Raw genomic sequence first — 21,150 nt, 5'->3', positions numbered from 1 at the left:
AAACGCCTCTCGTTACAGCACAGTTGGGTTTAATTGCCAGATGCTCCAGGTAAGTACCGTCGCAAAACCTACCCAACACAAATAGGGTACCAAAAGCAGAGCCGCCAGATTGCTGTGTCGTTTAAACCATAGCAGAGTGACCAGGATAGCCAGCCACAGCAATACAATCTCCGCCAGTGCCGCTGCCCCCAGGTACCAGGCAAAAAACAGCCAGCTCCAGAGCGCATTCAGCACCAGCTGAATACCATACAACTGCAAAGCTCTGCCCGTAACGACGATACGGTCACTGCGCCAAACCAGCCAGGCAGCCACCGCCATCAGGGTATACAGCACGGTCCAGGCAGGACCAAACAACCAGCCGGGTGGTGCCCAGCCCGGCAGTTCCAGTTGTTGGTAAAACGCCGGCGCATTGATAGAGCCCAGGCTTCCCAGCGCTGCCGCCAAAAAAGTAATCAACAGGATAACCAGCAAGCCACCGCTTTGCTGTAACTTTGTGTAAGGAGATGGTGCTATCATCATCACGCCATGGTATTTAAGTTATTGTTTCATAGTTAGGTTACGGCCAGAACAGTGCTTCGATCACTTTTCTTTATACCTTTCCCCGCTGCTGCCGGTACTGCTGTGGCGTAACACCTTGCTGGCGACGAAAGGCGCGACCAAAATTAGCCGGATCGGCATAACCCAGTAAGTAAGCAATCTGCTGAACCGCCAAACGGGTGTTCGTCAAATAATGACAGGCCATGTGCTGACGCCAATGCTCTACCAGCTGCTGATAACTGGTCTTCTCATCGGCCAGTCGCCGGCGTAAAGTACGACTGGACATGGCAAACTCACTGGCAACCTGCTCAATACCGGGTAAACGTCCTTTGGTGCGCGACAACATCTGCTGAATCAAACCAGCTGTACTTTGTTGTTGCTGCCAACGCTGCAATTCCTGCTCACATTGACTGGTCATTTGCGTTTTTAGCAACGGATCTGCCCAGGGCGACACAATATCCAAATCGTTTCGATCGATAATCAACCGATGCGTTGGTTGATCAAAAACAAGCGGACAAGGCAGAAATGCTTGATACAGAGAGCTGTAAGCCGGGCGAGGAAAGCCAAATTGCACCTGCAACAAGCGGTATTGATGACCGGAAACAAAATCAAGCATGGCATGCAACGCAACCGCAAAAGCCTCCACTACAAACTGACGAACCGCACCTAAAGGCTGCACTTCAGACAGGTTCAGATGCAGTTGCCTTTTGTGCAGCTGTATACTGAGGCTGAGTAAGGGGCTTCGCACTGCCGTGTACTGACAAATAAGCTCGAGTGCTTCCTGCAAATTACGGCTACTCATTGCCGCCAGCCCAAGCAGCCCGTGTGTGGTAATCGTCAGCTGGCTGCCAAGATAAAGCCCCAGTGCCGGCTCATTGCTCTCTTGGCAGCTGGACAAAATAATGCTTTGAAATTGCGACCAGCAGAGTGTCGCATTCGGCTGCTGAGCTGCATCGGCGGCCAGCCCGGCTTCAGCAAGCACGCTCACCGGGTCGCCCCCACGGCTTTGCACCAGATCCAACAGATTGCGCAAGTAATGACGAGGCAAGTGCACTTCATGGCTGTGGTTACTGATATTCATGGCCTTATTTGTCCATTGGCAGCTTGTTGTTTGCAGCTTAACCCAGCTTAGGTCATCCGACAGACTTTGTCCGCAAATGACCAGAAATTGGCTGCTAAGGCCATGTTAATACCATCATCCAGCGCCTATGCTGAGTTTAAAAAACACATCAAGGCAACGACTATGTGGAAGTACGCTAAATTTTGCCTATTTCATGTACTAACCCTGCCTTTTTTCATTGGCATCAGCCTGGGTGGGCTCTGGATGTCACTTGGCTTGGGTTGCATGCTGCTGGTCATAGTAGCAGGCGATTTGCTGGCCGGAGATGACACGACCGAGCCGGTCTATCATCATCACTGGCTGCTAAACGGGCTCTTGTATAGCTCTTTGCCATTGATCATGCTGTTATTTTTCAGTTTGTTATGGAGTGTATCCAGCCAGGATTTGTTCGGCTATGGCCAATGGATCCAGCAATGGAGCGGCTACGATGCGCTGGCGGCCCGGACACAAAATCAGTGGTGGCATTATCTGCCCCTGAGTGCTGGTGCCGCTTTGCTGATTGCCATGGTAGCTACCGTACCAGCGCACGAGTTGACCCATCGCACTTCCAACCGGCTTGCCATGTTGGTGGGCCGCTGGCTGCTGGCCTTTAGCTGGGATAGCTCTTTTTCCATCGAACATGTGTATGGCCATCATCGTTATGTTGGCACGACCCGAGATCCGGCTACAGCGCCACGTGGGCGAAATGTGTATGCTCATATCCTGTATGCGACTCTAGGTGGCAATATCAGTGCCTGGCAGATTGAGCAAACGCGCCTCGCCAGGCTTAAACAGCCAGTGCTGAGTTACCGCAACCGTTTCCTGCGTGGGGTTGCCATGTCGTTGTGCCTTTGCGTTCTGGCCTTTGCTCTGGCTGGCTGGCAAGGCTTATTGTTGTTCAGTCTGAGCGCTCTGCTGGCCAAAGCGACACTTGAGGTGGTGAACTACATCGAGCATTACGGGATTGAGCGGCCACTCAATCAGCCGGTTCAGCCTTACCATAGCTGGAACAGCACCAAACGCATCAGCAGCTGGGCCAGTTTTAACCTGACACGCCATTCCCACCACCATGCGCGGGCGCAACTGCCCTTTTATCAGTTAAAACCGTACCCGGAAGCACCCAAGCTGCCCACGGGTTACCTTGGCTCTATGCTGCTGGCGCTGATTCCACCGTGGTGGTTTCGTTTGATGACACCAAAACTGGCAGAATGGGATCAGCAATATGGCGAACATGGTACTGGGCGTTGAGCATACTTTTCGCTATGCTGTTGCTCCGGCCATCGATTCGAGTGCGTTATGCAAACAGCTTTACCCTTTTCACAGGCCTGTGAAAACAACAAAGGGCCAATTTTACAGATCCTGCGCCATGCCTTTGCCAAACGCCAACAGGTGCTGGAGATTGGCAGTGGCACCGGACAACACGCCGAATACTTTGCCTGTGAGTTGCCGCACCTGCATTGGCAGTGCAGCGATCAACCGGCCTATTTACCGGATCTGAATCGGCGCTTGCAGCAGGCAAAACGCCCTAATCTGCCTCCAGCTGTAGCACTGGATATTCGGGAGCACCATTGGCCTTACGCCAAAGTGGATGCGGTGTTTAGTGCCAATACCTTGCACATTATGAGTTGGGCGGTGGTACAACAGTTGTTTACCCGGCTGGATGAGCTCTGCCTGTCAGCTGCCAGCCTTTGTATTTATGGACCTTTTAATTACCAGGGGAAATTTACCAGTGCCAGCAATCAGGCTTTTGATCAAAGCTTAAGACTGCGTGACCCGGCCATGGGCATTCGTGATCAGGAAGCCGTAGTTGCACTAGCGACTCAGGCCGGTTTTGCATTAATGGCCGACCATGCCATGCCGGCCAATAACCGTTTGCTGCATTTTCAGCGTTAAGATAAAGGTTCTGAGTTTGCCGGCTGGCGAAATGGCAACCTGGCCTGCGCCTGACGTTGATAGAGCGCCAGCATATCCTCTTCCCCTTCAAAATAGCGGCCTATCGCATCTTTTAGCGGGCTATCCCGAAAGTGATAGCAACCATAACGCGTAACCGGTTCAAAGCCGCGTTGCAGCTTGTGCTCGCCCTGAGCGCCGGCGTCAAAGCGCTGTAAGCCCTGCTCAATGCAGTAGGCAATGCCGGCATAATAGCAGGCTTCAAAGTGCAGAAAATCCCATTCGGCTTCACAGCCCCAGTAACGGCCATACAGGGTGTCCGCTGAGCGGAAACACAAGGAAGCGGCTATCAGTTGCTGCTGCTGGTAGGCGGCAAAAATCACGATGCTATCGGCCAGTTGCTGGCCCCATTCGTGAAAGGTGGCTTCGGTCAGATAACCGGCATGGCCGGAGCGCTTTAAGTAGGTCCGTTGATAAAAATGGTACAGTTGCCGCCAGAGCGCCGCATCGGCATCGCCCCCATGGACGACGCAAAGCTCAACACCCGCATCCTGCACCCGCTGGCGCTCCTTGCGAATTTGTTTGCGCTTGCGTGAACTTAAACTTGCCAGAAAGTCATCAAAAAACGCGTAACCATAATTACGCCATTCAAACTGCACATCCTGCCGTGGCCAGTAGCCGGCAGCGGTTAGATGCTCGCGCTGCGCTTCATTGGGGTACAAACACTGAATGCTGCTCAGGCGCTGTTTTTTCATGCGCTGCTGCAAGGCATCGAGCATCAGCGCCATCAGCTCGGCCTGATCTTCACCCGCTAACACACCAAAACGCGGCCCTTCGGCCGGGGTAAAAGGAATGGCCAGCACCAGCTTGGGGAAAAAATCCAGGCCATAGCGCTGATAGGCTTCAACAATGGCCCAGTCAAACAGGTATTCGCCATAGGAGTGTTGCTTCAGATAGGCCGGCACGGCTGCAACTAATTGCTCACCTTGCCAGATGGTCAGATGACTGGCCTGCCAGCCAGTACCTGGCCCAACACTGCCGCCACTTTCAAGCGCCTGCAAAAAATCATACCGGGTAAAGGGGTAATCCGTTGAAAACAAAGCATTCCAGCTATCGGCAGGCACCGTTTGCAAGGTGTCTATCCATTCAATGCGTCTACTGGCGGTCATTGGCTATCCTCTGCAAAGCCTGTCAGAGCTGGCGCAGCGGCCACCACCGACAGGTTATGCGTAACTTTAATGCGCAGTATTTTTGCCATACTGGCGCAGTCTGGCGCTTCGGTCAAGCAGCAAAAAACAGGTCTGGCTTTGCATCCGCTTTTGTCTATCGGTCTGTCATGCTGTTACACTAGCAGCAGAAAAAAATCGCCAGCCCAAAGCTGCCAGCCAAGAGCCATGATTGCTTATGTCTTTTTATTTCTACGATTTTGAAACCTGGGGTGCCGATCCCAAACGTGACCGCCCGGCCCAGTTTGCCGGTATTCGCACCGATGACGAGCTCACTATTGTTGGCAAACCGGATGTCTGGTATTGCCAGTTGGCTCCCGACTACCTGCCGCACCCACAAGCTGCGCTGATCACCGGTCTGACCCCGCAACTCTGTCAGCAACGCGGCCTGCCGGAAACCGAGTTTATCGGAAAAATTCTTGAGCGTTTCAGTGAGCCAGACAGTTGTGTGCTTGGTTACAACAGTATCCGCTTTGATGATGAAGTCACCCGCCACAGTCTGTACCGCAACTTTTATGAGCCTTATGGCCGCGAGTGGCAACAGGGCAACAGCCGCTGGGATTTGCTGGATGTGGTGCGGGCTTGCTATGCGCTGCGCCCGGAAGGCATTGAATGGCCGTTAAAAGACGACGGCACGCCCAGCTTTAAACTGGAAGATCTTGCCAAGGCCAATCAGTTGGCGCATGAACAGGCGCACGATGCACTGTCCGATGTCTATGCCACCATAGCGTTGGCTAAACTTGTGCGTGACAAACAGCCGCGTTTGTTTCAGTTCTTGTTTGAGCACCGAAAAAAACAGGCTCTTGGCAAGTACATCAACCTGGCCAATCAAACCCCTTTGGTGCATGTGTCCGGTAAATTCCCGGCCAGCCAGGGCTGTGTCAGTTGGGTGGTGCCATTAGCGTTTCATCCAACCAACAAAAATGCGCTGATAGCCTGGAATTTGCAGGCCGATCCAAGCCCGCTGCTGGAGCTCGATTGCGACCAGCTGCGCGAGAAGCTTTATACCAAAAGCGCTGATTTAGCCGAAGGCGAAGAGCGACTGGGCCTGAAACTGATTCACCTGAACAAATGCCCGGTGCTGGCCCCTGCGAAAACCCTATCAGAGCAGCGGGCCGATGCCCTGGGTATTGATCGCAGTAAATGCCGTGCACATTTAAACTGGTTGCTGGCCAACCCAGAGGTGCAGCAAAAAGTACAGCAGGTGTTTGCCCAAGCCGAAGCATTTCCGCAAGAAACCAATCCGGATTATCAGCTCTATCAGGGCTTTTTGGCCGACGACGACAAGCAAAAAATGGCGCAACTGCATCAGCTCAGCCCGCAGCAGCTGGAGGTGCAAGCCCCGCTGTTCAGCGATGATCGCCTGAATCAATTGCTGTTTCGCTACCGGGCGCGTAACTATCCGGCCAGCTTAAATGAACAAGACATGCTGCAATGGCAGCAGTATTGTGTGGATCGTTTAACCGATGGGCTGGATGATCCGCCACTGACACTGGAGGCTTTTCATCAGCAACTGGAGTTGGCGGCACAACAGCATCAGCACGATGAGCGGGCGATGCGGATTTTAAAAGCTTTGTACCATTACGCAGAGCAGTTGTAGTTCAGAGTTGCTTTTGAAGATGGCAGCGAGGTCTGACCCCGCTGCCTCAGACCATTACAGCGGTTGATCTTTCTCTGCCAGTTTGCGCAGATTTTCGTGAATTTTAAACAGTACAATTAATAATTCACACCAAATCCGTACCCCGATGGCACCAAAAATCAGAATACCCAAACCAGCAAAGAAGCTGGTGGTAAACATAGTCCCCAGGCCACTCAGAACAACCCCAACCAATAGCAGCCAATAAACAAAGGTGATAATTTTAGGTGTGAGCATCGAATCAAAGAATAAAACCTGATTCATCCGTAATTCCTTCTGTTGTTATTGTTTCAGTATGGCTTCATGGCAGACTGCCCAAAAAGCACTTACTAACCTTATGACAACACGAATAAAAAGCAAGCCCCTTGCATTCACTTTTGCTCTACGTATACTAACAACCACTTGTCGGAGTGCCCTGACGATTGCCATGCAATCGAAAGAGCTGAGATCGCTGATGCGAGATCCGTGGAACCTGATTCAGGCTAATACCTGCGAAGGGAACAAGATGCGCCGCCTCGTCCAGTCGTTTTGGACCCCATCGGCTGCGCCAGGTGCATGCTGTGGAATTATCGGCCCACTGCCCCGCCTTTGTTCACCCACTCCAGACAAGCAACCTCAACCGTTATCGGAACCAAGGAGCTTGCTATGTCAGAGAATTCAACCCCAGTATCCAAGCGCGAATTACGCGCCCGCGCCCAGGCTTATATTCGTCAGTTGCAGGGCGAAACCTTTCCCAACTCAGTTCGGCGGTATTTACAGGGCGAACGCCCGGATATCAAGGTGCCGGTCCGTTCTATCCAACTGCATCCGACCAAACACAAAGATGGCAGCTTAAGCGACAACCCACCGCTCAATGTGTACGACAGCTCCGGCCCTTATGGCGATCCTGAGCAAAAGCTGGATGTATTGAAAGGACTGCCTAAGCTCCGGCTGGATTGGATCACAGAGCGCGCGGATGTGGAAGCTTCTCCGGTACCGCCTTACCAGGAAATTGCGCTGGATGAATGGCACACCGAATTTTCGCATCAGCCATTGCGCGCCAAAGCCGGCAAAACAGTGACCCAGTTGCACTACGCCAGAGCCGGTATTATCACGCCGGAGATGGAGTTTATTGCCTTGCGCGAGAACATGGGCCGCTCAGAACAAGCACAGGATGATGGCATGCGCCGGCACAGCGGCAACAGTTTTGGCGCCCGCACGCCCAAGGTGATAACTGCGGAGTTTGTGCGGCAGGAAGTCGCTGCAGGCAGGGCCATTATTCCGGCCAACATCAATCACCCGGAAGCCGAGCCAATGATCATTGGCCGCAACTTCAAAGTGAAAGTCAACGCCAATATCGGCAATTCCTCGGTCACCTCCAGCATTGAAGAAGAAGTTGAAAAGCTGGTCTGGGCCACCCGTTGGGGTGCCGATACGGTGATGGATCTCTCCACCGGCCGGCGTATTCACCAAACCCGCGACTGGATTTTGCGCAACAGCCCGGTACCGATTGGCACAGTACCGATTTATCAGGCGCTGGAAAAAGTCAAAGGCGATGTCAGTCAGCTGAGCTGGCAGGTGTTTAAAGACACCCTGCTGGAGCAGGCCGAGCAAGGAGTGGATTACTTCACCATTCATGCCGGTGTGCTCAAAGAATACGTTGGCCTGACCGCCAACCGGGTCACTGGTATCGTCTCGCGCGGTGGCGCCATCATGGCGCAGTGGTGCCGCATCTTTAACCGGCAAAGTTTTTTGTACGAGCATTTCGAAGAGATCTGTCAGCTGTGTGCGGCCTACGATATTTCGCTGTCGCTTGGCGATGGCCTGCGCCCTGGCAGCATTGCCGATGCCAACGACGAAGCCCAGTTTGCCGAGCTTCGTACCCTGGGTGAGCTGACCCAAATCGCCTGGCGCTACGATGTGCAGGTGATGATTGAAGGCCCGGGCCATGTGCCGATGCAGCTGATTGAAGAAAACATGACCGAGCAGCTCAAGCACTGCCATGAGGCACCTTTTTATACCTTAGGGCCGCTGACCACCGACATCGCCCCTGGCTACGACCATATCACGTCCGGCATCGGGGCTGCGATGATTGGCTGGTATGGCTGCGCCATGCTCTGCTACGTCACGCCCAAAGAGCATCTGGGCTTGCCGAACAAGGAAGACGTCAAGCAAGGCTTGATTGCCTACACCATTGCTGCCCATGCCGCCGACCTGGCCAAAGGCCACCCGGCGGCGCAACTGCGGGATAATGCCCTATCCAAGGCCCGCTATGAGTTTCGCTGGGTCGATCAATACAACCTGGCACTGGATCCCTTCACGGCCAAAGCCTACCACGATGAAACGCTGGGTCACGAAGGGGCGGACAGCGAAGAGTTCTGCTCCATGTGTGGGCCTAAATTCTGCTCGATGCGACTGAATCAACAAATTGCAGAAGAGTCCGCAAGTCAAAGCAGCACCACGGAGTTGGCCGATGCAAGCAGCTAATACTTCGTTAGCCCGTCCTCAGCCGGCAGCAGCACTGCAGCCGGCTAAACCCCTGGTCTGGAGCATTGCTGCCTCAGACTCCGGGGGTGGCGCAGGCATCCAGGCCGATGTGCTGACTTTGCAGGATCTTGGCTGTCATGCCTGCACCGCTATCACCGCCATTACAGCGCAGAACTCGCTTGCTGTGCAGGCGCTGGAGCCGGTTTCAAATAAAATGTTACAGGCTCAGCTGGACGCCTTGAACAGTGACTTACCAGCGCGGACGATTAAAATAGGTTTGCTGCCAACAGCTGAAATGATTTGGCAGCTGGCCGACTGGCTGCAGCAGTACAAACAACAGCACCCGGTACTGGTGGTGGCCGATCCAGTGCTTGGCAGCAGTGCAGGTCAACACTGGCACAATGAGCCCCTGCTGGATGCCTGGCGGGCCTTGCTACCAATGATTGATGTGTTAACCCCCAATCTACCGGAACTGGGCTTGCTCAGTGGCCGGCCTCATCACAGCATCAATGAGCAGGTCGCACTGCTGCAAGCACTGGGGGCTTCGTCTGTACTGGTGAAAGGCGGCCATGCCAGCCAGTCATCAGAAGTAACAGACCTGCTTTACCAGCATAGTGATGTCAGTTCTTTTAGCAGCAAACGGCTGCATACGCCACATCAACACGGTACCGGCTGCACCCTGGCCAGTGCCCTGGCTGCTGTCTTGGCGCATGGTTACCCGCTGGATGATGCGCTGGTGTTGGCCCGGGCGTATTTACAGGCGGCACTGGAGCAAGGCTATGCCACCGGCGCAGGCCCCGGTACCCTGGCGAAGCCAGGCTGGCCCAGCAGGCAAAGTGACCTGCCACGAGTTACCCGTGCCAACTGGCCAAAAGCACCGGCAGAGCCTTTTGCCGGTATCAGCCAACCGCTTGGTATCTATCCGGTGGTGGACTCCATCGAGCTGCTGCAACAGTTGCTACCGGAGCAGCCGGGCTGCATCCAACTGAGGATCAAGCTCGGCAGTGCCGCAGAAATAAGCGCTGAAATTGCTGAAGCTGTCGCGCTGTGCCGCAAATTTCAGGTACGGCTCTTTATCAATGATCACTGGCAACTGGCCATTGAGCATGGTGCATACGGTGTGCATTTAGGCCAGCAAGATGTTGCCCAGGCAGACTTGGCAGCAATTCAGCATGCCGGGCTTCGGCTGGGCATATCCAGCCATGGCCCTTTTGAGCTGGCCAGCGCCTTGCAATTGCGCCCGTCCTATGTCGCTTTGGGCCATGTCTTTCCAACCCAAACCAAACAGATGCCATCCCAGCCACAAGGTCTGCGCAAGCTGGCTTTATCTGTCCCTTTGTGCGATGGCACTCCAACGGTGGCTATTGGCGGTATTGATCAGCACAGCTTTGCCAAAGTCTGTGCCTGCAAGGTGCATGGCGTAGCCATGGTCAGCGCCATTACCAAAGCAGAGCAGCCCGCCGCCAGCCTGCGCCACTTTAAACAGTTATGGGAGCAGCATTATGCATATCACCGTTAATCAGCAACCAAAACAGGTTGCTGAGCCTTGCAGCTTACTGCAGCTGGTGGAGCAACTGGCACTGAACCCTAATGGGCTGGCACTGGCGGTGAATCACACCGTTATTGCCAAAGGAGCATGGGCCAGCACCTTTCTTGCGCCTGAGGATCAGGTGGCCGCTTTTCAAATCGTAACCGGAGGCTAAGATGCTTACCCTGGATGGCGTGCAATTAGACAGTGCTTTGCTGCTGGGAACCGGCAAGTTTGCCAGTGCCGGGCAATTGATAGCAGCAGTCAAGGCATCAGGGACTGAACTGGTCACTTTGGCAATGAAACGGCTGGATCTGCAGCATCAAACCGATGATATCCTGGCGCCCCTGCAACAGCTCGGCGTTCGGCTACTGCCCAATACCTCTGGCGCTAAAAACGCCAGCGAGGCTATCTTTGCTGCCGAACTGGCACGGGAAGCACTTGGTACCCACTGGCTGAAACTGGAAATTCACCCGGATCCGCGCTATTTGCTGCCGGATCCGATTGAGACCCTGCAAGCTGCTCAGGAACTGGTAAAGCGCGGTTTTGTGGTATTGCCCTACTGCCCGGCCGATCCGGTACTCTGCAAACGGTTAGAAGAGGCAGGCTGCGCTGCCGTGATGCCATTGGGTGCGCCAATTGGCTCCAATCAGGGCTTGCAGACACAGGCGATGCTGGAAATTATTATTGAGCAGGCCGGCGTGCCGGTCATTATTGATGCCGGGCTGGGCGCACCATCCCATGCCTGTCAGGCATTGGAGCTGGGTGCCAGTGCCGTGCTGGTCAATACCGCCATTGCCAGTGCGGCTGATCCCGTGGCGATGGCAACCAGCTTTCGACTGGCTTGTCAGGCCGGTGTCCATGCCAGGCAAAGCGGTCTGGCAGTCGCTTGTACCCAGGCGCAGGCATCCAGCCCGCTGACCCGCTTTTTGGAGACCTTATGACGGCCGGCTTCTTTGAGCTTTGGCAGCAGCAAAGCTGGGAGCACCAGCTGCTTCAAAGCCGCAGCTACACACTGGCACAGGCTAAACAGGCACTCAACAAAGCCCGGCTTAGCCTGCACGACTTTCAGGCATTGCTATCGCCCGCGGCCGAACCCCTGCTGCCGGCAATGGCAGCCAAAGCCCAGCAACTGACACGACAACGTTTTGGCTGCACCCAGCAACTGTTTGCACCATTGTATTTATCCAACCTCTGTGCCAATGAATGCAGTTACTGCGGCTTTTCCATGAGCCAAAAAGTAAAACGCCGGGTGCTTACTGCAGAAGAAGTTGAGATAGAGTGCCAGGCACTGCGCAAGTTAGGGATTGATCAGGTACTGATAGTCACCGGCGAACACGAGCGCAAAGTGGGCATGCCCTACTTCCGGCAGGTATTGCCTGTGGTCCGGCGCTATTTTAGTAGCCTGATGCTGGAAGTGCAGCCCTTGCCTGAAGCCGACTACCGTGAACTGCGCCAGCTGGGAGTCGATGCAGTGATGGTGTATCAGGAAACCTATCAGCAAGCTGCTTATCAACGTTATCACCTGAAAGGTCAAAAGGCCGATATAGAGTGGCGGCTGGATTGCCCGGACCGGCTGGGTAAAGCCGGCCTTGATAAAATTGGGCTTGGAGTGCTGTTTGGTCTGTCCGACTGGCGCACCGATGCCACTTTTTTGGCGATGCACTTACTGTACCTGCAGCAGCTGTACTGGCAAAGCCGTTATTCACTGTCGGTCCCCAGGATCCGACCATGCAGCGGTGGCATCGAGGTGCCCCACCCGCTTAGTGATAAACATCTGGTGCAGCTGGTCTGCGCCTTTCGGTTGCTGTCGCCCAGCCTGGAGATCAGTTTATCCACCCGCGAGCGGGCCGAGCTGCGCGATCAACTGGTGCCCATCGCCATCACCAGCAGCAGTGCCGGCTCCAGCACCCGCCCCGGTGGTTATGCAGTGGATCCTGAAGCACTGGAGCAATTTAGCATTGACGACAACCGCAGCCCCAAAGTCTACCAACAACGCTTACAACAACTGGGGCTAGCGCCAGTATTAAAAGACTGGGAGCCTTACTTGGGGCGTCAGTTTTTCCCATGATTACATCGCAAAGGATCCAAATGACAGCCGCCCATAAGCTTTCATTGAGTTGATTTATTGATTTTTTACAAAGTAGCGACCTGAACTGCTAAGATTATTTGAAAAATTATGTATTTTCAGTGGTCAGCTAAATTCAAATTTTCCTCTGAAGATTTAGATATCCCATGCAGCATATCAGGAGCAGATCATGGATATTTTGAAGCGAAATAATGTGCAGCTGAGTGGTTCCGTTGAACACCCCACGATTATCTATGCCCATGGTTTCGGCTGTAGTCAGGCTATGTGGCACCAAGTAACACCGGCATTTGAACACCGCAGTAAACAAATCTTGTTTGACTATGTTGGTAGTGGCCAGTCTGATATCAGCGCTTATCGCTTTTCCCGCTATGCCACTTTAGATGGTTATGCTCAGGATGTACTGGATATTTGCGATGCCCTGAATTTAACGCAGGATGTAATTTTTATTGGTCACTCGGTAAGTTGCAGCATAGGTGTCCTCGCTGCCAATCAACGGCCGGGCTTGTTTAAAGCAATGGTGATGTTAGGCCCCTCACCCTGTTTTCTGAATATGCCACCTGATTATAAAGGCGGTTTTGAACGTCAGGATCTGGAAGGGTTGCTCAGTTTAATGGACCAAAATTATTTAGGATGGGCCAGTTATCTAGCGCCAGTGGTGGCTGGTGCTGAAGCAGATCCCACCATTACCGGCCAACTATCCGAGAGTTTTTGTTCCACTGATCCCGTTATTACCAGACAGTTTGCAGAGGCCACTTTTTTTGCAGATAACAGAGCAGATTTTGCCCGGTTGCAAGTGCCCACGTTGATCCTGCAACACAAAGTTGATGCTTTGGCGAGCATCGTGGTTGGCAAATTTGTGCAGCAACAAATCTCAAATAGCCAATTCCAGCTCCTCGATGTTTCAGGACATGCCGCGCATATGAGCCATCCAAGTTTAGTTATCGAAGCAATCGAGCGCTTTTTGACGACGGAATTTATTCCGTGAGCGAGATAGATGGACTAAATCAATTACCATGTGCAGTACTTATCACTAACCTGCAAAATGAACTTCTGTTTGCTAATCAAGCAGCGCAGGCTATTCAAGGCATCACGGAGACTGAATCTCTTTTAAAGCTTGAGCAATTATTACCTCGATCGGCACAGATTTTTCTATTAACGCATGTATTGCCGATGTTGCTAAAAGATACTGTGATCAATGAATTATACCTGGATTTTCTGGGGAAAAATAAAACCGTACTCCCGATGTTGGTCAACGCCAGCTTAGGCAGCTTTGAGGGGCAGCCATGTCGACGCTGGGTCTTATTCCCTGCAAAACATCGTGCCGAATTTGAACAACAACTAGTAAAGAGCCGTCAGCAAATGCATGCCTTTGCTGTAAAAGCTGAAACAGAGAGGCAAGTGTTACAAACTGTTCTGGACGGGGTAAAAGATGTAGCTATTCTGGCTTTGGGAGCTGATGGCAGTATTGTCTTTGCAAACGTTGGTGCCGAAACAATGTTTCAAACAAACCAGCACGTATTGATTCATCAACCAATTGAAGCTTGGTTAGATATACCTTTAGCTTTGAGAGATATTTTTGCAACGGATGAAAAAAATTTTCCAGGCAACGGCTCTGATGAAGACCGTTTGAAAATAGCTCAGGATTTTGAAACCAAACTACGTGTAAAATCAGACGCCCAGCTGGATGTGCAAGTGCAACTGAGAAAAGTAGAGCATATATCGGCAGATGCTGAACTGAGTTACATCCTTATTATTACTGATATTCAAAAACGTAAGCAGTACCAGATGCTGCAGGATAACTTCGTGGCTACGGTAAGCCATGAACTGCGAACACCTTTAACAGCAATGCAGGGCGCATTAAAACTCTTGATGAATGATAAAAAATCGGTATTGTCGGCTCAAGCACAAAAGATGTCCGTAATTATGCTAAAAAATGGAGAGCGATTACAGGCATTGATTAATGACATCCTCGATTTTTCAAACCTTGAAACAGGCCAGATTCATTTGCAGTTGCAAACGGTAAAGCTAATGCCGTTGTTACGACAGGCAATCAATGAACATCAGTTTTATTTAGCCGATAAACATATCCGGATTGAGTTGTTAACTGATATACCAGACATTGATGTGGTAGTGGATAAAGCGCGTTTGTTTCAAATCCTGAATAACTTACTAAGTAATGCCAAAAAGTTTTCACCTGCCAAAAGTATCGTGAGGATCACTCTGGAAGCACAGCCTGCAAGCGTCAAAGTAAGTATTATTGATTGTGGACCGGGCATAGCAGAAGATTTTATTCCTCTATTATTCAGTAAGTTTCGGCAACAAAATAATTCAGCTAATCGTGAGTACGAAGGCAGCGGCTTGGGCCTGGCAATTTGCAAACAACTAACCGAAGCATTGGGGGGCGAAATAGGCTATCAGCCTCACAATCATGGCAGTATTTTCTGGTTTACTCTACCTGTTCAAACACCAAAGAATCCAAATTGCTTGAGCAGTGACCCGAATTAAAACATCTCAGCTGGCTCCAGATCTAGCCAGCTGGATCTCTGTGCGATCAATGCCAGTTGGATGAATGATGCACCACAATAATCAACAGGTCTTAAGCTAAACCATCAATTACCCAGGTCCAGCCCAGCTGCCTGCAGCATTTGCAACAGCTCTGGTTGATGCCGTTGCGCCAGCTCCATGCCGATTTGGGCACCTTCGGCAAATAATTGTGGCATCAGGTTGATGCTTTTCGCGCCAACCGGGCTCTGGTAAAACTCCACCAACTCCGATAACTCTTCATTGGTAAAGTGTTTTTTATAAATGGCTGCCATCGGCTCGCGCATTTGCTCCCAGGTCATGTAGGTCCGGGTCCACTCCACCAATACTCCCTCATACTGTGCCAGTACCGGATTGGAGCCTGCCATCATCTGCACCATCTGCTCCTGCATTTGCGACATCTGCTCTTTGCCGCCCATCACATCCAGCAGTTGATACACAGGTTCCGCTTTTAAAGGAGCACAACAAAGCAATGCAGCCAGTAACAAAGATTTTTTTAACATACGATTCTCGTCTATCCTTCTAAAGATTGGTTAAACTAACGTAAAGATGGCGCTAAAGCAATCCGCACAACTTTGCCAAAGTTGCCAGGTAGAACACTACCATGCGGTGCTAAGCTAAAAATTATATTGAAAACAGAGGGAGATAGCATGAAGCTGGTTGAAGTGAAACACCCGCTGATCCAACACAAAATGGGCTTGCTGCGCGCAGCCGATATCAGTACCAAACAGTTTCGCGAGCTGGCCAGGGAAATAGGCAGCTTACTGACCTACGAAGCCACCACCGATTTACCGCTGGAGGAAACCAGTATTGAAGGATGGTGTGGCACCATCCCAGTCCGGCAAATTCAAGGCAAAAAAGTTACGGTGGTGCCTATTTTGCGTGCGGGTTTAGGCATGATGGATGGCGTACTCGAGCACTTACCCAGCGCCCGTATCAGTGTGGTTGGCATCTACCGCGACGAAGACAGCCTGCAGCCTGTCCCCTACTTCCAGAAACTGGCACCCGATATTGAGCAGCGGTTGGCGATTATCGTTGATCTAATGCTGGCCACCGGTGGTTCAATGATCGCGACCATTGATCTGTTAAAACAGCATGGCTGTAAACACATCAAGGCACTGGTACTGGTTGCAGCGCCGGAGGGTATAGCTGCGCTTTCGACAGCCCATCCGGATATTGAGCTTTTTACCGCCGCCATTGATGAAAAACTGAATGAGCAGGGCTATATTCTGCCTGGTTTGGGGGATGCGGGCGATAAGCTATTTGGTACAAAATAGAACCGCTTGCTGTGAACGGTTGCAGTGGGCAGGCAACTGACCTAGAATAAATAGAGCTTTTACTCTAAAGAGGCATTCATGCAACTGCGCTCTTCTTTAACCCGTTGGTCCAGTATCTTATTGCTGCTGCCTGTAAGTCTAAACGCGATGCCGCTGAGCCTGGCAGATGCCGAAAAACGCCTGGCATCGAACCCTATGATGCAGGCACAGCAAGCCGATGTCGATGCCTGGCAAGCACAACAACGTGCTCTTAATAGCCTGGACCTGCCTCAATTAAGTATTACCGTTGCTGGCATTGCTTATGAAAAAGAAGTAACTTTTGACATACCCGTCATCAACCAGCCCGCTGAACTGGACGTATTTCGCAGCGGCATTCGCTCACAACTGAACCTGTTATGGCCTCTGTACACCGGTGGTCGCACCGACGCGGCCCGGCAACAGGCAGGTGCCAGAGTTACCGAAGCCGAAGCAGAGCAACGGCAGCTGCAGCTGTCGCAGCTAAAACGCTTGTTTGACTTGTACTTTTCCAGCCAGATGATGCAGCAAGTGGTACAGGTAAGGCAGCAAGCGCTGCAAACCTTGGAGGCTCATGTCCATAAAGCCAAGCGTTTTGAACAAGAAGGCCTGATTACCCGACTGAACCGGATGCAGGCAGAGGTTGCTCATGCCGAAGCCAGGCGTGAAGCAGTCATGGCCCAACGTCAACTGAGTGATGTACGGGCAGCACTGCAAAACCTGCTGCAACTGAATGAGCTCGGCTGCCTGAGCACGCCTTTGCCTCAGCCGGTACCACTCACCAAGCCTGTAGACTGGTTTGTCAGCCAGGCTAAACGGCATAATCCTGTATTTCAACAATTGCTGGCTAAAGATCAGCAATTAAAACAACAACTGCGTATTGAGCAAGGCAAGCGGCTGCCAGAAATGTTTCTGGTCGCTAGTTATGATGTAAACCGCTCTGCCACACCCTTGACTGAGCCGGACTGGAGTATTGGCATCGGCATGCGCTATCACTTCACCACACCAGTCGATCGGCGAGCCAGCGCCAATGTGGTGCATAGCCGCCAACAGCAGTTGGCTTATAGCCATCAGCAGGCCGATGCCGATATACAACTGGCGGTGGAAAGCAGTTATCGTACTGTGCTGCTGCATCTGGAGCAATTTGAACTGCTGCAGCAGGATCTGCAGCTGGCCCGAGAACATGCCAGGCTGCAACAACATGCCTTTGAGCAAGGGATGACCACCTCGCTGGACGTAACGGATGCCCGTCTCAAACAAGCCGCGGCTGAGGTGCAGGCCCTGCAAGCCGCTTTTCAATACAGCAGCGCCCTGGCGCAGTTAACCCAGCTAAGTGGTCAGCCAGAGCGGATAACAAGCTGGCTGCCAACCTTAATGCAGCAACAAAGCTGCCCTGCTTTCTGAGGAAGCCTTATGCCCATCAAAAAAATTGTCGTTGCCATTGCTGCGCTTTGCTTGCTGCTGGTTTTATTCTGGTGGATTTGGCCCAAACCACAGCCAGAACTGTTGCATGGCAATGTAGAAGTTCGTGAAATCCGTCTGGCCAGTAAAATCCCCGGGCGTATCCTCCGGTTGCATGTAGAAGAAGGTGAGCGGGTAGAAGCCGGTCAGTTATTGTTTGAGCTGGATAGTCCGGAGCTGACTGCCAAGCTGGCGCAAGCAGAAGCAGCGGAAGCGGCTACCCAAGCCTTGCAGGATGAGGCGGAGGCCGGCCTGCGCAGTGAAGAAATTGAAATGGCGCGGCTCGACTGGCAGCGCGCTATGGTGCAACAAAACCTGTACCAGTCCACCTTAAACCGGATGCGCAACCTGCATGCAGAAGGCCTGGTATCGCAGCAGCAACTGGAAGAAACCCAGGCAAAGTGGCAGGCCAGTCTCGATCAGGCCAATGCAGCTGAAGCACGCTACACCATGGCCGCGTCCGGTGCCCGGGAAGAACAACTACGGGCAGTGCAGGCACAAAACCGCCGTGCTGCCGCGGCCGTGGCGGAAGTGGAAGCCTATCGGCAGGAAACCAGGATGTTAGCCCCTGTGGCTGGTGAAGTGGCCAGCATTGTGATTCAGCCAGGCGAACTGGCCCCGGCTGGATACCCGATCATCACGCTGGTTGATCCAACCGATGTCTGGGTGGTGTTTAACATTCGCGAAGACAAACTGAATGCACTGGTGCCCGGCACTACCTTTGATGCCAGGGTACCGGCACTGCGTCAAACTCTGCGCTTTCGGGTGAGCAAGCTCAATGCGCTGCCATCTTTTGCCAGTTGGAAGCAGGTTCGCGGCACCCCCGGTTACGATTTGAAAACCTTCCAACTGGAAGCACGGCCAGTCCAGACAGAGCAATCACTACCTCAGCTACGGGCAGGTATGACCGTGATTCTGGCGCTGGAGGACTGATGTCGGTTTTTCGACGTAGCCTGCGGCGGGAGCTTACTCACCTGCAACAGGACAAAGGCGATCATGTTTTAACCTTTTGGTTGCTACCGGCACTGTGCCTGTTTGTCTGGTGGATTTTTTCTGCCGGACAGCCGGAGCAGTTGCCCATTGCAGTCTTGGATCAGGATCGCAGCCCTTTGTCTCGTCAGCTCATCCGTTTGGTGGATGCCGCTCCAGGTGTGGCTGTGACACTAAGCGCCGACGACAGCAGCATCGCAGTCGATGCTCTGCGTAAACGAAAAGTCTATGGCCTGCTGATCCTGCCCAAGGACCTGCAGAATACCGTGTATCAAGGCCAGTCTGCCGAGCTGGTGTTACAACTAAATAGCCAATACACCACCTATGCTTCGACCCTGCAACGAGGCATCCAGCAAGCGATAGGCACCGCAGGGGCCGCCATCAGTGCTGAACGTCTGCAGCGACTTGGTGTTTTTACCGACGCCAGTGTTGCCACCGTCATGCCAGTGCAGGTGCTGGCAACCCCTTTGTACAATGAAGGCCCTAATTACGAGGTCTTTTTAGCTGCAACCCTGATCCCGGCTTTATTTCAAATTCTTGCGATGGTGCTGACGGTGTCGGCTATCGGCCGGGAGCTGAGAGACGGCACTGCTCAGGATTGGCTGGATACGGCCAACGGTTCGGTAGTGCTGGCGCTGTGCAGCAAGCTGCTGCCTTATTGGTCGATACTTTGCCTGTATGGTGCTGGTTATGTTTGGTTTTTCCAGCAGCTGGTGCCACATAGCTATACCGGCTCGCCCCTTGGTATCTGGCTGAGTTTTGTGTTAATGAATGCAGCGGCTATGGCCGTAGGGGTTCTACTGGTTGCCCTTACCCGCAACTTTCGGATGGCGCTCAGCCTGGCAGGCTTTTACAGCGCCCCGGCTTTTGCCTACTCTGGGCAAGCCTTTCCGCTGGTGGCTATGCCGGAGCTGGCTCAGTACTGGGCCAGTATCTTGCCGCTGACGCACTGGTTAAAGATCTACAATCAACAATGGTTAGCTGCAGCCCCTGTTATGGCGGTAAAAACCCCCTGGCTTATCCTGCTATCCATGCTGGTATTCGCCAGCATCGCCGGCTTGGTGTTACTCAAGCGCTCTGGCTTTAAACCAGAAAACTGGGGAGCACGTTGATGAGTATCTGGCAGCATAGTCAGCGTACCTGGCAACTGATATTTCAGGACAAAGGGGCCATCTTGTTGTTGTTCGTTGCCGGACTGATTTACTCTTTTTTCTACCCTTTGCCTTACCACTATGAGCAGGTCGAGGCGGTACCAGCCATCCTGGTTGATCAGGATCAGAGTGCCTCCTCCCGCACACTGCAGCGTTTATTGCTGGCGGCGCCAAATCTGGAGCTTCGGCAGATCAGCAATGATCCTGCCACTATCCAATCGGCACTCTGGCAGGGTGACGTGATGGCGTTGATTATTATCCCACCTGGATTTCATCAGGAAATTCTGGCAGGCCGCACGGCTCAGGTGCAGGTAGCCAGCCATGGCGGCTATTTGCTGGCTGGCAGCAAAGCACTGATGAATGCCAGTGAAGCTGCCATGACCATGGGCGCCGGCATCGGTTTGCATAAGTTGCAAAGTTCAGGCTTTGCTCCAACGCAAGCCATGGATAGCCTGCAACCCCTGCAATTGCATAGTCGCGCTCTGTTTAATCCGAACGGTGGTTATGGCCACTCGATTGTGCCCGCAGTAATGGTGCTGGTGATCCAGCAGACACTGTTGATAGGGGTTACCTTGCTGCTGGGGCGCCAAGCCGAACTGAAACAGCTCCCCACTGGCTGGCGCGCATACAGCGGTATGCTGCTCACCTTCAGCAGTATTGGGTTGTTGAACTCGCTGTATTTTTTCCTGGTGGCTTTGCGGTTGCAGCAGTACGCCCAGTTGGGTGCCTTACTGCATTTAATTGTATTTTGTCTGCTGTTCTCGTTATGCATCGCGGCTTTCGCTCTGCTGCTTGGACGGTTGTTTCAAAGCCGCGAACGGGGCCTGCAACTGCTGCTGGTCAGCGCTGTACCGATGTTGTTTATCTCCGGCTACAGCTGGCCGGCAGAGGCCCTGCCAACTGCCCTGTATTATCTGCGTTGGCTGCTGCCTTCCACTGCTGGTATTCATGGTTTTGTTGGCATTAACCAGCTTGGTGCCAGCTTGGGGGATATTCTGCCTGAAGTCATGGCACTAGGCGGCCTGACCATTGCTTTGGTGAGCTGCGGGCTTTGGCTTTATCGCAGCAGCGGCAAACTCAAGCCTTAAAGCGGCAGCCTATTGCCGCTAGATAGCTGCTGGTTGCTTTGCAGCTCTCAGTATCCCTTTGCTATAAAGTAGCGTCAAGCATGGCGCAGCCTTTGCATAACCTCTGGTTTACATGCAGTCATCTTTCCATTGCAGTAATACCATGAGGAGCCATCA

Annotated in this window: 20 protein-coding genes and 1 riboswitch; of the genes, 15 read left to right on the top strand and 5 right to left on the bottom strand. The window is 52.7% G+C overall.

The annotated features are described in order from the left end of the window. Positions 1 to 12: 12 nt before the first annotated feature. Positions 13 to 516, bottom strand: a complete 504-nt coding sequence (locus QWY20_RS07985) for a TspO/MBR family protein (protein WP_330128488.1) — start codon at positions 514 to 516, stop codon at positions 13 to 15. A gap of 73 nt (positions 517 to 589) precedes the next feature. After that, entirely contained in the window at positions 590 to 1,618 is a 1,029-nt protein-coding gene (locus QWY20_RS07980; RefSeq protein WP_330128487.1) for an AraC family transcriptional regulator, read from the bottom strand. A gap of 162 nt (positions 1,619 to 1,780) precedes the next feature. On the opposite strand from QWY20_RS07980, the gene QWY20_RS07975 reads away from it, so the two are divergent. Both QWY20_RS07975 and QWY20_RS07970 read left to right on the top strand, forming a co-directional pair. Continuing rightward, a complete protein-coding gene (locus QWY20_RS07975) occupies positions 1,781 to 2,884 on the top strand; it encodes an alkane 1-monooxygenase (protein ID WP_330128486.1) in 1,104 nt (367 codons plus the stop codon). 48 nt (positions 2,885 to 2,932) lie between these two features. After that, the gene (locus QWY20_RS07970) at positions 2,933 to 3,529 is read left to right on the top strand and encodes a DUF938 domain-containing protein (protein ID WP_330128485.1); all 597 of its coding nucleotides are present in this window, start codon (positions 2,933 to 2,935) and stop codon (positions 3,527 to 3,529) included. Here QWY20_RS07970 and QWY20_RS07965 read toward each other — a convergent pair. After that, positions 3,526 to 4,695 (bottom strand): GNAT family N-acetyltransferase, encoded by a 1,170-nt coding sequence (locus QWY20_RS07965; RefSeq protein ID WP_330128484.1) that lies wholly within the window; start codon positions 4,693 to 4,695, stop codon positions 3,526 to 3,528. The two genes, QWY20_RS07970 and QWY20_RS07965, sit on opposite strands and share 4 nt — an antisense overlap. A 235-nt stretch (positions 4,696 to 4,930) precedes the next feature. Between QWY20_RS07965 and sbcB the strand changes: the two genes are divergently transcribed. Then, on the top strand, positions 4,931 to 6,352 hold the full coding sequence (sbcB, locus tag QWY20_RS07960) for an exodeoxyribonuclease I (protein ID WP_330128483.1): 1,422 nt from the start codon (positions 4,931 to 4,933) through the stop codon (positions 6,350 to 6,352). A gap of 54 nt (positions 6,353 to 6,406) precedes the next feature. On the opposite strand, the gene QWY20_RS07955 is transcribed toward sbcB, so the two are convergent. Beyond that, positions 6,407 to 6,652, bottom strand: coding sequence for a DUF4282 domain-containing protein (locus QWY20_RS07955; RefSeq protein ID WP_330128482.1), 246 nt, complete (start codon positions 6,650 to 6,652; stop codon positions 6,407 to 6,409). 132 nt (positions 6,653 to 6,784) lie between these two features. After that, a riboswitch (TPP riboswitch) is annotated at positions 6,785 to 6,905 on the top strand. Between the two features lie 128 nt (positions 6,906 to 7,033). Here QWY20_RS07955 and thiC point away from each other — a divergent pair. From thiC to QWY20_RS07920, 7 genes are all read left to right on the top strand, one after another. Beyond that, entirely contained in the window at positions 7,034 to 8,854 is a 1,821-nt protein-coding gene (thiC, locus tag QWY20_RS07950; RefSeq protein ID WP_330128481.1) for a phosphomethylpyrimidine synthase ThiC, read from the top strand. Beyond that, on the top strand, positions 8,841 to 10,373 hold the full coding sequence (gene thiE / locus QWY20_RS07945) for a thiamine phosphate synthase (RefSeq protein ID WP_330128480.1): 1,533 nt from the start codon (positions 8,841 to 8,843) through the stop codon (positions 10,371 to 10,373). Before thiC ends, thiE begins: the two co-directional genes overlap by 14 nt. Then, entirely contained in the window at positions 10,357 to 10,557 is a 201-nt protein-coding gene (gene thiS / locus QWY20_RS07940) for a sulfur carrier protein ThiS (protein ID WP_330128479.1), read from the top strand. The genes thiE and thiS overlap by 17 nt, the downstream gene beginning before the upstream one ends. A 1-nt stretch (position 10,558) precedes the next feature. After that, positions 10,559 to 11,326, top strand: coding sequence for a thiazole synthase (locus QWY20_RS07935; RefSeq protein ID WP_330128478.1), 768 nt, complete (start codon positions 10,559 to 10,561; stop codon positions 11,324 to 11,326). Then, positions 11,323 to 12,453, top strand: a complete 1,131-nt coding sequence (gene thiH / locus QWY20_RS07930) for a 2-iminoacetate synthase ThiH (RefSeq protein ID WP_330128477.1) — start codon at positions 11,323 to 11,325, stop codon at positions 12,451 to 12,453. Before QWY20_RS07935 ends, thiH begins: the two co-directional genes overlap by 4 nt. 187 nt (positions 12,454 to 12,640) lie before the next feature. Further along, positions 12,641 to 13,456 carry an alpha/beta fold hydrolase gene (locus tag QWY20_RS07925; RefSeq protein ID WP_330128476.1) on the top strand — a complete coding sequence of 272 codons (816 nt, stop codon included), beginning with the start codon at positions 12,641 to 12,643 and terminating at the stop codon, positions 13,454 to 13,456. Further along, positions 13,453 to 14,976, top strand: a complete 1,524-nt coding sequence (locus QWY20_RS07920) for an ATP-binding protein (RefSeq protein ID WP_330128475.1) — start codon at positions 13,453 to 13,455, stop codon at positions 14,974 to 14,976. Before QWY20_RS07925 ends, QWY20_RS07920 begins: the two co-directional genes overlap by 4 nt. Positions 14,977 to 15,080: 104 nt before the next feature. Here QWY20_RS07920 and QWY20_RS07915 read toward each other — a convergent pair whose 3' ends face one another. Beyond that, complete coding sequence (locus QWY20_RS07915) at positions 15,081 to 15,515, bottom strand: DUF2059 domain-containing protein (protein WP_330128474.1); 435 nt, start codon at positions 15,513 to 15,515, stop codon at positions 15,081 to 15,083. A gap of 147 nt (positions 15,516 to 15,662) precedes the next feature. On the opposite strand from QWY20_RS07915, the gene upp reads away from it, so the two are divergent. From upp to QWY20_RS07890, 5 genes are all read left to right on the top strand, one after another. Beyond that, positions 15,663 to 16,289 carry a uracil phosphoribosyltransferase gene (gene upp / locus QWY20_RS07910; protein WP_330128473.1) on the top strand — a complete coding sequence of 209 codons (627 nt, stop codon included), beginning with the start codon at positions 15,663 to 15,665 and terminating at the stop codon, positions 16,287 to 16,289. A gap of 78 nt (positions 16,290 to 16,367) precedes the next feature. Beyond that, on the top strand, positions 16,368 to 17,708 hold the full coding sequence (locus QWY20_RS07905) for a TolC family protein (protein ID WP_330128472.1): 1,341 nt from the start codon (positions 16,368 to 16,370) through the stop codon (positions 17,706 to 17,708). A gap of 9 nt (positions 17,709 to 17,717) precedes the next feature. Next, entirely contained in the window at positions 17,718 to 18,698 is a 981-nt protein-coding gene (locus tag QWY20_RS07900) for an HlyD family secretion protein (protein WP_330128471.1), read from the top strand. Then, a complete protein-coding gene (locus QWY20_RS07895; protein ID WP_330128470.1) occupies positions 18,698 to 19,867 on the top strand; it encodes an ABC transporter permease in 1,170 nt (389 codons plus the stop codon). The genes QWY20_RS07900 and QWY20_RS07895 overlap by 1 nt, the downstream gene beginning before the upstream one ends. Beyond that, positions 19,867 to 20,994, top strand: a complete 1,128-nt coding sequence (locus QWY20_RS07890; RefSeq protein ID WP_330128469.1) for an ABC transporter permease — start codon at positions 19,867 to 19,869, stop codon at positions 20,992 to 20,994. Before QWY20_RS07895 ends, QWY20_RS07890 begins: the two co-directional genes overlap by 1 nt. Positions 20,995 to 21,150: the final 156 nt, after the last annotated feature.

The organism is Alkalimonas cellulosilytica (genome assembly GCF_036325985.1).
In the GTDB taxonomy this organism is placed as follows: Bacteria; Pseudomonadota; Gammaproteobacteria; order Enterobacterales; family Alteromonadaceae; genus Alkalimonas; species Alkalimonas cellulosilytica.
This window is presented reverse-complemented; position numbering and strand designations above follow the sequence as displayed.